The 12,592-nt window shown below is 69.4% G+C and carries 12 protein-coding genes; 3 read left to right on the top strand and 9 right to left on the bottom strand.

The genetic code is table 11. The features are described 5' to 3' along the window. Nucleotides 1-7 precede the first annotated feature (7 nt). Complete coding sequence (locus ACZ5LB_RS10810) at nucleotides 8-2,179, top strand: hypothetical protein (protein ID WP_464602227.1); 2,172 nt, start codon at nucleotides 8-10, stop codon at nucleotides 2,177-2,179. A gap of 1 nt (nucleotide 2,180) precedes the next feature. Here ACZ5LB_RS10810 and ACZ5LB_RS10805 read toward each other — a convergent pair whose 3' ends face one another. Continuing rightward, nucleotides 2,181-2,357, bottom strand: coding sequence for a hypothetical protein (locus ACZ5LB_RS10805; protein ID WP_464602226.1), 177 nt, complete (start codon nucleotides 2,355-2,357; stop codon nucleotides 2,181-2,183). A gap of 266 nt (nucleotides 2,358-2,623) precedes the next feature. Between ACZ5LB_RS10805 and ACZ5LB_RS10800 the strand changes: the two genes are divergently transcribed. Next, nucleotides 2,624-3,007, top strand: a complete 384-nt coding sequence (locus tag ACZ5LB_RS10800; RefSeq protein WP_464602225.1) for a hypothetical protein — start codon at nucleotides 2,624-2,626, stop codon at nucleotides 3,005-3,007. A 60-nt stretch (nucleotides 3,008-3,067) separates the two neighbouring features. Further along, entirely contained in the window at nucleotides 3,068-5,242 is a 2,175-nt protein-coding gene (locus ACZ5LB_RS10795; RefSeq protein ID WP_464602224.1) for a hypothetical protein, read from the top strand. 1 nt (nucleotide 5,243) lies between these two features. Here the strand turns inward: ACZ5LB_RS10795 and ACZ5LB_RS10790 are convergent, their stop codons facing one another. The 8 genes from ACZ5LB_RS10790 to ACZ5LB_RS10755 all read right to left on the bottom strand — a co-directional run bounded on the left by ACZ5LB_RS10790 (nucleotide 5,244) and on the right by ACZ5LB_RS10755 (nucleotide 12,238). Further along, entirely contained in the window at nucleotides 5,244-5,420 is a 177-nt protein-coding gene (locus tag ACZ5LB_RS10790) for a hypothetical protein (RefSeq protein ID WP_464602223.1), read from the bottom strand. Next, the gene (locus ACZ5LB_RS10785) at nucleotides 5,420-5,833 is read right to left on the bottom strand and encodes a hypothetical protein (protein WP_464602222.1); all 414 of its coding nucleotides are present in this window, start codon (nucleotides 5,831-5,833) and stop codon (nucleotides 5,420-5,422) included. Before ACZ5LB_RS10785 ends, ACZ5LB_RS10790 begins: the two co-directional genes overlap by 1 nt. Nucleotides 5,834-5,933: 100 nt before the next feature. Beyond that, a complete protein-coding gene (locus ACZ5LB_RS10780; RefSeq protein WP_464602221.1) occupies nucleotides 5,934-6,989 on the bottom strand; it encodes a tartrate dehydrogenase in 1,056 nt (351 codons plus the stop codon). A gap of 75 nt (nucleotides 6,990-7,064) precedes the next feature. Continuing rightward, a complete protein-coding gene (locus ACZ5LB_RS10775) occupies nucleotides 7,065-7,619 on the bottom strand; it encodes an OsmC family protein (protein WP_464602220.1) in 555 nt (184 codons plus the stop codon). Nucleotides 7,620-7,820: 201 nt separating this feature from the next. Next, entirely contained in the window at nucleotides 7,821-9,089 is a 1,269-nt protein-coding gene (locus ACZ5LB_RS10770; RefSeq protein ID WP_464602219.1) for an ABC transporter permease, read from the bottom strand. Then, complete coding sequence (locus tag ACZ5LB_RS10765; RefSeq protein ID WP_464602218.1) at nucleotides 9,082-10,332, bottom strand: ABC transporter permease; 1,251 nt, start codon at nucleotides 10,330-10,332, stop codon at nucleotides 9,082-9,084. The genes ACZ5LB_RS10770 and ACZ5LB_RS10765 overlap by 8 nt, the downstream gene beginning before the upstream one ends. Then, nucleotides 10,329-11,012 (bottom strand): ABC transporter ATP-binding protein, encoded by a 684-nt coding sequence (locus ACZ5LB_RS10760; protein WP_464602217.1) that lies wholly within the window; start codon nucleotides 11,010-11,012, stop codon nucleotides 10,329-10,331. The genes ACZ5LB_RS10765 and ACZ5LB_RS10760 overlap by 4 nt, the downstream gene beginning before the upstream one ends. Before the next feature lie 11 nt (nucleotides 11,013-11,023). After that, nucleotides 11,024-12,238: an efflux RND transporter periplasmic adaptor subunit gene (locus tag ACZ5LB_RS10755; protein ID WP_464602216.1), complete on the bottom strand. Its 1,215-nt coding sequence runs from the start codon at nucleotides 12,236-12,238 to the stop codon at nucleotides 11,024-11,026. Between the last annotated feature and the right edge of the window lie 354 nt (nucleotides 12,239-12,592).

Below are 12,592 nucleotides of genomic sequence, written 5' to 3'. Positions count from 1 at the left end.
CTGGCGCATGCGTCCGAGACACCTGTGCCCCCTGGCCCTCGTCAGCCTGCTGCCCCTCTACGCCCAGGACACCCTGGAAGGCGCCCTCAGGCACGTCCGCCCCGGTGGCTACGCCCTCCTCATCCGCGCCGAGGACGCCAGTGCCTTCGCGGCCCAGTGGGACGAGGATGCCCTGCGGCTCCGCCTGGACGGCCAGTTGTACCGCAATGCTGTGGGGCCCCAGACGGCGGCGAGGCTCTGGAAGGCTCACGGCTGGGGAAACGGGATCGGCTGGATCCTGGTGGACGGCCGGGGCACCGAACTGGATGCCGGCACCGGCGCCCTCTACGGGACCCGCGCCCTGGCCGTCCTCCGGGACAAGGGCCTCGTGCCCCGGTGGGAGGCGCGCCGGACCTTCCTCAAGGAACATCCGGAGAACGGCGAGGCGTGGTCGGAGGAGGTCATGCGCTGCATGAGCATCGCCAGGCTCCACATGACCGCCCTGGCGCGCCAGGGCAAGGCGGCTAGGGGCGCGGAGACGGTGCTGGACATGGTAGGAGCCCTGGCCCTCACGGAGCCGGACCCCGAGGTGCGGGAGCGCCTGGCGGACCAGGTCTTCGGAGAACTGGCGGTGGCCCTGGAGGGGGCGAAGTCCGTGGTGGACTGGTGGAGGAATGAGCTCGACCCCTCGATCCTGCTGGTAATCGCGGGGGCCCAGGAATCCCTCCGCATGCGGGAGGTGTGTTCCCGACTCGCGGCCGACCTCGAGGAGGCTTACGCGCTGGGCGGGTGGGACCAAGGGATCGAGCGTCGCCTTGCCCATTACCGCACCGCTGCGGGGCGGCCCCTGCGGGACTTGCCGGACCGGGTGGCACTCCCGGGGCCGGAATTACCGCCCATGACCCTTCTCCTGGCCTGTGTGGCCACCCGGGAAGCGGTGCAGGACTGGGAGGGAATCCTGGCGTTCCTGGACAATTCGGCCCTCTTGGGGGAGGGGGAAGTGCGTTCCTCCGCGGACTGGGGGTCCCGATGCGCGGCCAGGTCCCTGATCGCGGCCATGAGGGTCCGGCCCCTCATGGAGCTGGGCCGGACCCGGGAGGCCCGGGAGGCAATCGCCGATGCGCGGTCCTGGGGCGGCGAATCGATGGAGGAGTCGTCCCTCGGCTTCATCCTGGGCCGAAAGGTGGCGAACCAGACCCTCTTCAAGGAGGTCATGAAGGAACCGGTCCGCCCGGCCCCCCTCATGCCCCCCCTGCCTCCGGCCCCCCGCCTGGCCCTGCTGGGCGCCCCCGTCTGGCTCAAGGACTGGGAGGCCCTGCGCGGTTCCGAAGCCCTCCTCCCCTGGTCCCGGTCCGAGCTGGCGTGGACCACCCTGGCCCCGGCGGAGGCCGAGGCCTTGCGGGCCCGCATGGGCTGGGGTCCCGAGCCCCGCTGGGTGCTGCTCCTGGGCGAGGAATCCGTGGCTTCGGGCACCCGATGCCCGGTACCCGGCCTGCTGGCCGGGATCCTGGAGCGGGAGCGACCCTCCACCCTCCAGCGCCTGGACCGGATCTTGGAGCGCCATCCCGGCCACCTGGGCGCCCGCCGTGCCCGCATGGCCCTGCTGAAGGGGCGTATGCCCGAACCCCGGCTGGAGCGGATCCTGGCCGAGGACGCCCGGGTGGCCTTCCAGCCGGCGGAATGGAGCTTCCAGGATTACCTCCTGGATTTCGCCCCCGACGCCCCCTGGAAGCCGGATCCGGCCCTGTGGCAGTGGTCCGCCCAGCAGGTCCTGCCCCGCCTGGAGACCCTGCTCCGCAGCTGGCCGAACAATCAGGCGGTATGGAAGGCCTGGGTAGCCTGGGCCCGCTTCCATCCCGACCGCCCCTCGGTGGTGGCCTTTTCCGGGACCCTGACCCTCTGGACCAGCCGGGAGCGGTGGATGGGGGGCCTGTCCCTGGAGGTGCTCCGGGCCGTCACCGAGGAGCTGCGCCGGGACCGGAACTACCCCGAGCTGGTCCGTTGGCTGGACGCGGCCTGGCGGGCCCGCCTCGAGGAACGCAGGAACACGACGACGACCATGGAGGTCGAACGGCGCAAGGACTGGGAAGCCCTGGGCCCGGCCCTGGTAACGCCCCTGGTCGAGACGCTGCGCCTGACCGGTCGACCGGACCAGGCCCGCGAGGTGGAAACCACCTACCGGGACATCCTGGCCCGCTAGATTACTTCCCCTTGTTGCCGCCGTTCCGGTGGGCGATGGACGTGCGCGCGGGGCGGATGCTCTCCCGCTCCGTGAGGGAGCTCTTGGGCTTGGCCTCCGGCCTGGGCGCGGCGGCGGGGGCCTCCTTGGCCTTGCGGATGGCGGCGAGGATGTCCGGCGAGATCGTGGGCTTGGCCACTAGAAGATCGGATCGCCCGGCTTGCGGCGCCAGGCCTCGGCGCGGTTCGTGCCGCCCTCGTTCTTGGCCTTGGCATCCTTGGCGGCGTTGGCCAGGCCCATCCCGAGAAGTCCGGCTCCTTCAGCCCTGCCTTCCTGGAAAAGATCCTGGCCGGCCTGGGAGCCCCCGCCGAATGGGCCCGCCGCCTGGAACTGGAGGGGGCCGACGGCCTCCTGTTCGTGGAACGGGGCCGGGGAAGGCGCCTTCGCCAGGCGTGGTTGCTGGACGTGGCCCGTCTCCTCTTCCTCCCCTTCGCGCTCGAAGCCCCCTTCCAGGATCCTGCCGAAATCCAGGAGGCCCTGGACGACGGTGCCGACCGCGTGGTGGTCCCCGCCCGGGACCTGGACGCCCTGGACGCGGCCCTGGAGGACTTGCGCGACCTGGGCGGGGCAGGGGAGATCCTTCTCTGGGCCGGCGACCGCCACCTGGCCGAACTCTGCGCCCAGGCCGCCCACCTGCCGACACCCATCCTCTTCAGCTGCTCCGACCCCGCCCTGGCCGCGGAGGCCCTGGCCCACGGGGCGGACGGAATCGCCTATCCCGCGGCGCTTTTGAGCGAGGGTGCGTTCAAGGAACGGCTGGAACTTGCGGGGGTTCCCCTGAGGCGGTAGAAACCCGGCGAGGTACCTCTCCGGTCGAGGAAGCAAGGTCCACATGGATTAGACTTGGATATGCCTCCCACCAGCCGTTACGCCGCGATGGCCCTTGTCAGCTTCCTGCTGCCTAGCCCCGCCCACTCCCAGGACACCCTCGAAGGCGCCTTGAGAGGCCTGCACCCCGGAACCTATGCCGTCCTCACCCGGCGGGAGGACGCCGGCGCCTTCTCCGCCCAGTGGGACGCGGACGCCCTGCGGCTGCGCATCGAGAACCAGGCGCTACGCGTCGTCCTGGGCCCCCAGACGGCGGCCCGGCTCTGGAAGGCCCATGGATGGGGAAACGGGGCAGGGTGGATCCTGGTGGAGGGCGACGGCCGGGAGCTGGACGCCGGCACCGGGGCCCTTTACGGCGCGCGGGTCCTATCCGTGCTGCGCGACAAGGGCCTCGTGCCCGCCTGGGAGGCGCGCCAGGCCTTCCGCAAGGAGCACCCGGAGAACGGCGAGGCCTGGGCCGAGGAGGTGTTCCGGTGCAGCCGGCTCGCCATGGCGCACCTGAACGCCCTGGCCGCCCAGGGCAAGGCGGCCTGGAGCCCGGCTCCGGGACCCTTTGGGATGCGGACGATGACGTTCACGGACCCCGATCCCGAGGCCCGGGAGCGCCTGGCGGACGAGGTCTTCGGCGACCTGGCGGCGGCCCTGGAAGGCGCCTGGTCCGTGGAGGGCTGGTGGCGGAATGAGTTCGATACCTCCATCGCCCTGGCGATGGAGGGGGCCCGGCTATCTCCCCGCGTTCGCGACGTCTGCCTCCGCCTCGGGGCCGACCTGGAGCAGGTCCTCGCCCGGGGAGACGGGGGGCCTTCCCTGGAGGCCCGGATGACCCATTTCCTGGCCGCGGCGGGGCGGCCCTTGCGGGAGCTTCCGGAGCGGGTGGCGCTTCCGGACCAGGAACTGCCGTCCCCGGCCTTCCTGCTGGCCTGCCTCCAAACCCGGGAAGCGCTTGGGGACTGGGAGGGCATGCTGGCCTTCCTGGGGAACCCGGCCCTGGTCCGCGACGGCGCCACGGCGTCGAAGGCGGCGTGGGAGTCCCGCTGCGTGGCCCGGGCCCTGGTGGCCGCCCTCAAGGTCCGCCCCCTCATGGAGCTGGGCCGGACCCGGGAAGCCCGGGATGAGTTGGCCGAGGCGCGGTACTGGGGGGGCGATCACATGGTGGAGTCGAATCTCGCCGTCTTCGCGGGACCCAAGGTGGTGAACCAGCCCCTCTTCAAGGAGGCCATGAAGGAACCTGTCCGCACGGCCCCTCCCATGCCCCCCCTGCCGCCGACCCCGCGCCTGACTCTGCTGGGGACCCCCGACTGGCGGCAGGACTGGGAGGCCCTGCGCGCCTCCGAGGCCCTCCTCCCCTGGTCTCCTTCCGAGCTTGCATGGACCTCCCTGGCCCCCGCGGAGGCCGCCGCCCTCCGGGCCCGCCACGGCTGGGGCCCGGAACCCCGCTGGGTCCTCCTCCTGGGCGAGGCGTCCGCGGCCTCGGGCACCCGGTGCCCGGCCCCGGCCCTGGTGGCCGGGATCCTGGAACGGGAGCGCCCCTCGGACCTGCAGCGCCTGGAACGGATCCTGGAGCGCCACCCGGACCACCTGGGCGCCCACCGGGCCCGCCTGGCCCTGCTCAAGGCGCGCATGCCCGAACCCCGGCTGGAGCGGATCCTGGCGGAGGACGCCCGGGCGTGTTACCCGCCGGCGGAATATGGCTTCTTGAACTACGTCCTGGACTTCGGACCGGACGCTCCTTGGAAGCCCGACCCCACCCTATGGCAGTGGTCCGCCCAGCAGGTCCTCCCCCGCCTGGAGGTCCTCCTGCGCAGCTGGCCGAACCAGCCCGCCATCTGGAAGGCCTGGGTGGCCTGGGCGCGCTTCCACCCCGCCCGCCCATCGGTGGTGGCCCTGGCCGGGACCCTGACCCTGTGGACGGACCGGGAGCGGTGGATCGGCCGGCTCCCCCTGGAGGTTCTCCGGGCCGTCACCGAGGAGTTGCGCCGGGACCGGAACTACCCGGAGCTGGCCCGGTGGCTGGGCACGGCATGGGAGGCCCGCGCCCGAAGGAAGGGCAGGGCCCTCCAAGGCTGGGAGCGCGACCAATGGGAAGCCCTGGGCCCGGCCCTGGTGACGCCCCTGGTCGAGACGCTGCGCCTGACCGGTCGACCGGACCAGGCCCGCGAGGTGGAAACCACCTACCGGGACATCCTGGCCCGCTAGATTACTTCCCCTTGTTGCCGCCGTTCCGGTGGGCGATGGACGTGCGCGCGGGGCGGATGCTCTCCCGCTCCGTGAGGGAGCTCTTGGGCTTGGCCTCCGGCCTGGGCGCGGCGACTGGGGCCTCCTTGGCCTTGCGGATGGCGGCGAGGATGTCCGGCGAGATCGTGGGCTTGGCCACTAGAAGATCGGATCGCCCGGCTTGCGGCGCCAGGCCTCGGCGCGGTTCTTGCCGCCCTCGTTCTTGGCCTTGGCGTCCTTGGCGGCGTTGGCCAGGCTCTCCAGGAGGCTGCCCCCCACCCGCGTGGCGGCGGCCTTGGTGATCCCCGGGGTGTGCACCCGGTCGGGACCCTTGGGGCTTTCGGCGGCATTGTTCGTGGCGGCCTCGGCCTGCTCCCGGAGCCGCTTCTCGTACCAGAGCTTGCGCTTGGGATCCAGGGCCCGCACCTGCTTGATGCCGCCCCCCTTCCGCGTGGCCGTGGGTTTGGGTTTCAACTCCCTCTTGTCCTCCCGATGATCGGATTCAGGATCGGAGGCTTCTTCCAGGATCTTGGCGAGGTCCGCCAGGCTTCCAAGGCCGCGCTGCTTGCTCATGTGTCGACACGACTCCCAAAGGACCTAGACCAGGCCCAGTCCTCAAGCCTACCCCGGTATCCCACGGCGGCCAAGACTCTTTAACGGTCGTGACGAAATTTCAAAGGGCGTCCGCGATGGCCTTGCCCATGTCCGAGGTGGTGGCCCGGCCGCCCAGGTCGGGGGTGCGGGGGCCTTCGGCCAGCACCTTCTCGATGGCCCGCATGATCGCTGCGGCCGCCCCGGGCTGGCCCAGGTGGTCCAGCATCATGGACCCGGCCCAGATCTGGCCCACAGGGTTGGCGATGCCCTTGCCGGCGATGTCGGGGGCCGAGCCGTGCACGGGTTCGAACATGGAGGGGTGCACGCGCTCGGGGTTGAGGTTGGCCGAGGGGGCGATGGCGATGGTGCCCGCGCACGCCGGGGCCAGGTCGGAAAGGATGTCTCCGAAGAGGTTGGAGCCCACCACCACGTCGAACCAGTCGGGGTTCCGCACGAACTGGGCTGTGAGGATGTCGATGTGGTACTGGTCGACCCGCACCTCGGGGTAGTTCCTGGCCATGAGGGCGAAGCGCTCGTCCCAGTAGGGCATGGTGATGGCCAGGCCGTTGGACTTGGTGGCCGACGTGACGTGCTTTCCACGGACCATGGCCTGCTCGAAGGCGTACTTCAGGATCCGGTCCACGCCCTTGCGCGTGAACGTGGCCTCGCCCACGACCCGCTCGTCCTCGGTGCCCTTGTGCTCGAAGCGGCCCTGGGTGCCGTACTCGCCCTCGGTGTTCTCCCGGACGATCATCATGTCGATGCTCCCGGGCTCGCGCCCGGCCAGGGGCGACTTCACGCCCGGCATGAGGTACACCGGGCGGATGTTGGCGTACTGGTCGAATTCGCGGCGGATGGGGATGAGCAGACCCCACAGGGAGACGTGGTCGGGCACCCCCGGAAAGCCCACGGCGCCCAGGAACACCGAATCGAAGGGCCGCAACTGGTCGATGCCGTCGGCGGGCATCATGGCGCCGTGCCGGGCGTAGTATTCGCAGGACCAGTCGAAATGCGTCCAGTCCATGCGGAAGCCGAACCGCGTCGCGGCCGCGTCCAGGACGCAGATGCCTTCGACCATGACTTCCTTGCCGATCCCGTCGCCGGGAATGGACGCGATGCGGATGGGGGTGGACATGACGGGCCTCCGGGGGGCGATGGACTGGGCGGGGACCAGTATGATCCCAACCGCGCCCCCCGGAGGGGCCGGAGGTCAGTATTTCATCTTGATGTCCACGGGGTTCTTGAACGTGTCGTACAGGGGCGAGGTCCTGACCACGGCCTCGTGGAGCTCCTTCACCTGCTGCGGGGTGCCGTTGCAGGTGAGGTTCACCTTGATGCGGATCTGCGAGAGCCCCGGCCGGATCTTCTTGTCCAGCTCCATGAACCCGCGCAGGTCGGTGTCGGTCTCCACGTCGAAGCTCAGGCTGTGGATGTCGATGCCCATGGCCGTGGCGTTGTAGGCGTAGGTGACGTTCAGGCAGCTCGTCAGGGCGTGGAGCGCCGCCTCCCCGGCGTTGGGCGCCAGGTCCGTGCCCAGCAGGGTCGCGGGCTCGTCGCCCTCCAGGAAGGCCGGGGTGCTGCGCTTGTGCTCCTTGCCCAGGGCGTAGTGCGAGTCGAAGGTGCTCTGGGAATGGGCCCCGTTGATCCACTTGGACCGGGAACGGAACGTCAGCTTGCCCAGGGAGGGCGTGGCCTTGACCTTGTTCATGAGGCCCGTGAGATCCTCCACGGAGACGCCGTTGTGGGTGGCTTGCATCGTGCTCATTTCGCCTCCTCGGGGGCGGCCTGATCCGTTGAGACACACCCTGGCCGCCCCCGTACCGTGGGGTGGACGTGCCGGTCCCTGGAGAACCGCTGAACCGGGAAGGTGCCCGCGTTCGTGCCCTCGCTGGTAAACCGAGGCCAAGGTAGGTCAAACCGGTATCGAGTCAAGGTCGCGGCGCGGGCCGCTTCCCGGCTCCCATGATCAGCGCATGGCTTCCATGGGGCTGAGGCGCATGGCCCTGAAGGCGGGATACATGCCGAACACCAGGGACAGGGCCAGCGCCACGCCCCAGGCCATGAGGAGGCCATACATATTCACCACCAGGCCGTAGGGGAAATTGCTCGAGAGGGCCTGGCAGAGGGCGCCGCCCGCCAGGGTGCCCGTAAGGGCGCCAAGCGCCGCCAGCACGGCCGCCTCCAGCAGGAACTGCACGAAGATCTCCTGGTCCGAGGCCCCCAGGGCCTTGCGCAGGCCGATCTCGTAGCGGCGGTCCGAGAAGGAGATGAGCATCACCGAGAGCACCCCCACGCCGCCCACCAGGAGCACCGTGCCCGCCAGGCTCATGAGGACGATGGTCCAGCCCCGCATCTGCTGCATGAAGTTCTGCCAGCTGCGTGCGGCCTCGGCGTCCAGGTCCAGGATCTCCACGTCCTCGATGCCGTGGTGGGCCTGCTTGGCCCGGCCCAGCACCAGGGCGGTTACGTCCTTGGCGTCCCGCTTGGCCTTGAGCTTGACGCCCAGCTGGCTCAGCTTGTGCGTGGGGTCCAGGCGGTCCATGTAGGCTTCCAGGGGGATGAGCATGCCGTTGGCGTCCACCCAGGAGTCCTCGTTGAAGATCATGAGGGGGGCCAGGACGCCCACCACCCGGAAGGGGATGCCGTCGACCATGATGTCCTTGCCCACCGGGTCCGCGCCGCCCAGGAACTTGGAGGCCAGGCTAGCGCCCAGCACGGCCACCGTGGAGCGGCGCTTCTGGTCGTCCACGGTGAGGCCGCGTCCGGAGGCGATCCTGCGGTTCATGACGGGGATGTAGTCCGGCACGTTGCCGGCGACCATGATCCGCTCGTTGCCGCTGGCCACACGCACACTGGTCTGTTTCACCGCCCGGGGCATGAAGGCCATGACCTTGTCGTAGGGCGCGGTGAGGCGGGGAACGTCCTCCATGCGCAGGCCCGGGCTCATGGCGAAGCGCTTCTGCTCCTCGGAGGTCTCGGCGGTCTTGGGGGCCATGACGAGGGTGCCGTCCCAGCTCATGCCGGAAAAGCCCGTGCCGATCTTGTCCAGGATGCCGTCCAGGACCGACGTCATCACCACCAGGGCGAAGACGCCCAGCATGAGGAGGGTGAGCGTGAGGATGCTCCGCATCTTGTGGGCCCACAGCTCGGTCAGGCCGCTGACCACCACTTCCCAGGCCAGGGCGGCCTGGTGCCCGATGCCCCGCGCGGCCACGGGAGTCGACGTTTCACTCATAGCGAAGGGCCTCCATGGGGGAGAGGCGGCTGGCCTTCCACGCGGGATACAGGGCGAAGGCGAAGCCGAAGACGGCCGCCAGCAGGAAGGCCCACACGAAGCTGGAGGCCCGCATGTAGAGCGGCACGCCCAGGCTCAGGCAGATGCTCCAGGAGAAGAGAACGCCCGCCGTGAGGCCCAGGAAGGCGCCCAGCAGCGTGAGGAGCAGGGCCTCGGTCATGAAGCCCTTGAAGACTTCCCGGCCCGAGGCGCCGATGGCCATCTTCACGCCCACCTCGCGCACCCGCTCCTTGAGGGAGGCCATCTGGATGTTCACGTTCACGATGCCCCCGCCCAGCAGGGCCAGGACGCCCGAGAGCAGGAAGATGATGTTGTAGACGTCGCCCTGGCTGCGGCGCTTGGCCATGCGCGCGGCCACGTCGTCCAGGCGGAAGTCCTCCTGCTGGCGGTGGCTGGCCTTGAGGAAGGCGCTGAGGCCCTTGGCGAAGCCCTGGATGGCGTTGACCTCGGGCAGGCGGAAGGTGACGCGGTCCGTGCGGCGGTACTGGTCGCCCTGCATGCGCTTCTGCACGAAGGACGAGGGCAGGGCGATGATGCGGTTGCGCCACTGGAAGATGTTGCCCTGGCCCTCCCGGAACCGGAAGACGCGTTCCTCGAAGAGCCCCACCACGGTGACGGGGATGTTGCCGATGGTCATGACCTGCCCGATGGCGTCGCCGGCGGGGAAGAAGGTCTGGGCGGCTTCCGCGCCCAGGATGGCCACGGCTTCGCCCTGGTCCAGGTCGGTGGCGCTGAAGGAGCGCCCCGTGGCCACGGCGTAGCCCTCCATGGGGATGAAGTCGGCGCCGATGCCGGTGATCTGGCGGTCCTGGTCGGCGTAGGGGGACTTGGTGCGGGCCCTGGCGTTCCTGCGCACGCTCACGCCGGCCACGGCCTTGGTGTCCAGTTCCGCGCCCTGCTCGGCGTCGTCGTGGCGCAGGCCGCGGTTGGCGGTCTGCAGCGCCGTGGCCTGGCCGTCCTTGACGATGGCGTTGGGCTGGACGTTGAGCTTGTCCAGGCCCCCCAGCTTCACGAAGAGCCGGTCGCTCTGGGCCCGCTGGCTGTCGGAGATGGAAAATCCCCCCAGCACCGAGGCCACGCCCAGGATCACGCCCAGGGCCTGGAGGATGGAACGGCCCAGGTTCTCCCGGATCTCCGCATAGGATTCCAGGAGCCGTTCGCGGAAGGCGCCCGAGCCGCTCATTCCTGTTCGCCCGTGGCGATGAGGCCGTCGCGGATCTCCACCTTGCGCTGGGCCATGGCGGCGATGCCCAGGTCGTGGGTGACGAGGATGACGGTGTTGCCCTGGCGGTTGAGCTCCTTGAACAGGGCCAGGATCTCGGCGCCGGTGTGGGAGTCCAGGGCCCCGGTGGGCTCGTCGGCCAGGAGGATGGTGGGGCGGTTGGCCAGGGACCTGGCGATGGACACCCGCTGCTTCTGGCCCCCGGAGAGCTCGCCGGGTAGCTTCATGGCCTTGTCGGCGATGCCCACCCGGTCCAGCAGCTCCAGGGCCCGGGCCCGGCGCTCCTTGCGCCCCACGCCCGCGTAGAGCATGGGCAGTTCCACGTTGCGCACCACCGAGGCCTTGGGCAGGAGGTTGTAGGCCTGGAACACGAAGCCGATCTTGGTGTTGCGGATGCGGGCCAGGTCGCCTCCGGAGAGGCCCTGGACGGGGTGGCCGTCCAGTTCGTAGGTGCCGGCGGTGGGCCGGTCCAGGCAGCCCAGGATGGCCATGAGGGTGGACTTCCCGGAGCCGCTGGGGCCGATGAGGGCGATGAACTCCCCGGCTTCCACCTGCAGGTCGATTCCGCGCAGGGCGTGGACGGCGGTGCCGTTGGCGCCGAAGACCTTCTTGATCTCCCGCGTTTCGATGACGAGCGGCATGATGGCTCCAGCTAGAAGTTGTCTTCGTCCTTTTCCACCTTCTTGCGGGTGGGGTCCTCGAGGCACACCTGCTCGTCCTTGTTCAGGCCCGAGAGGATCTCCACACGCTCCAGGGTGGCGATGCCGGCCTTCACGGGGACCACGTCGAAGTAGTCCCGCCAGTGGTCCGAGAGCCACACGAACTTGGACCGGCCGGAAAGCCCTTCCTTGGCCGCGGCCATCTTCTGGGGGTCCAGGTCCTTCTTCAGGCGGAACACCACGGTGCCGCCGTCGCGGCGCTGCAGGGCCTCCAGGGGCACGCTCACGGCCTTGTCCCGCTTCTCGCCCAGGATCTCGACGTTGGCGCTCATGCCGGTGCGGTAGGCTTCGCTCAGCTCGTCCAGCTTGACCTCCACCTTGAAGACCTTGATCTTGTCCACCAGCTCGGCGGCGGGGGACACGAAGCGCACCCGGCCGTTGAAGGTCCGCTGGGGGAAGGCGTCCAGGGTGATGCGCACCGGCTGGCCCACCATCACCTTGGCCACGTCCACCTCGTTGACGTTGACCTTGATGATCAGGGACTTCAGGTCGGCCACGGTGTAGACCACCGTGCCGGCGTTGAAGCTGTTCACGCCGCTCATGATGGTGTCGCCCAGCTCCACGCCCTTCTTGATGATCATGCCGCTCATGGGGCTGATGACCTTGGCGATCTGGGTGGAGGCGTTGCCGGCGATGGGGATGCCCCGGTCCTCGACGATCTGGTACCGCGTCTGGGCGGACTTGAGCGTCTCCTGGGCCATGTCCCGGGCGGTGCGGGAGGCCCGGAAGGCCTGCTCCGACACGAGCCCCTCCTTGAAGAGGGCCTCCTGCTGCTTGAAGTCCTTGTCCGCGTTCATGAAGGCCACCTTGGCCGAGGACACGCTGCCCTGCACGTCGGAGAGGGTCTGGGCCTGGTTCACGTCGGGCTCCACCTCGGCGAGCACCTCGCCGGCGGTGACCATGTCGCCCTCGCGCACCTTGTAGGAGAGGACCCGGCCCGAGACCGTCGACTTGATGTCGACCTTCACGAAGGGATCCACCACCCCCACCTCCCGGACGCTGACCTGGAGGTCCTCGGCCTGCACCTTGCCCAGGCGGAAGGGGGTTTCCTGGTTCCCCTTGGGCTTATGGGTGCTCTTGGCCGCCACAAGCAGGCCGCCCACCAGCACGACACCCGCCACGCCTAGGATCCACCAGCGCTTTTTCATAACTCTCCCGCATGTCCATGAGCTTGGAACTGAAATGACTACGGCTCAAGTTTCGCCACGTTTAGGGGGCGGATAACCGGTCATTCGGCGGCCACGGGGCGGGAGTCGGCCAACGCAGGTCTGTCGCCGGGGAATGGCCGCTGCATAGCGAGCGGGCGGCATTTTTCGTTGGAATGCATGGACGGTTGATCGTACGTTCCAACCCATTCGTGTTGGCAGAGTTAGGTAAAAAACAGGCCCGTCGCTGTTTCGTGTGGGTAACCAGCGCATAAACCGCCGACCTGTTCCGTGCTGTGGCCCAGTTCCGCAAGGTTTCCTGGAACGGTGAAACCAGGACTCGGATCCCAGGAAAGA

The sequence above is a fragment of the Mesoterricola sp. MK458 genome, assembly GCF_055384935.1.
Note: the sequence above shows the minus strand (reverse complement) of the source record. Positions and strands in the feature narration are given on the sequence as shown.

Bases quoted from the DNA above. Each gene is read 5' to 3' on its own strand.
- ACZ5LB_RS10765 (WP_464602218.1), bottom strand. From the start codon at position 10,332: ATGAGCGGCTCGGGCGCCTTCCGCGAACGGCTCCTGGAATCCTATGCG.
- ACZ5LB_RS10785 (WP_464602222.1), bottom strand. From the start codon at position 5,833: ATGAGCAAGCAGCGCGGCCTTGGAAGCCTGGCGGACCTCGCCAAGATC.
- ACZ5LB_RS10775 (WP_464602220.1), bottom strand. From the start codon at position 7,619: ATGAGCACGATGCAAGCCACCCACAACGGCGTCTCCGTGGAGGATCTC.
- ACZ5LB_RS10810 (WP_464602227.1), top strand. From the start codon at position 8: ATGCGTCCGAGACACCTGTGCCCCCTGGCCCTCGTCAGCCTGCTGCCC.
- ACZ5LB_RS10795 (WP_464602224.1), top strand. From the start codon at position 3,068: ATGCCTCCCACCAGCCGTTACGCCGCGATGGCCCTTGTCAGCTTCCTG.
- ACZ5LB_RS10760 (WP_464602217.1), bottom strand. From the start codon at position 11,012: ATGCCGCTCGTCATCGAAACGCGGGAGATCAAGAAGGTCTTCGGCGCC.
- ACZ5LB_RS10755 (WP_464602216.1), bottom strand. From the start codon at position 12,238: ATGAAAAAGCGCTGGTGGATCCTAGGCGTGGCGGGTGTCGTGCTGGTG.
- ACZ5LB_RS10780 (WP_464602221.1), bottom strand. From the start codon at position 6,989: ATGTCCACCCCCATCCGCATCGCGTCCATTCCCGGCGACGGGATCGGC.
- ACZ5LB_RS10770 (WP_464602219.1), bottom strand. From the start codon at position 9,089: ATGAGTGAAACGTCGACTCCCGTGGCCGCGCGGGGCATCGGGCACCAG.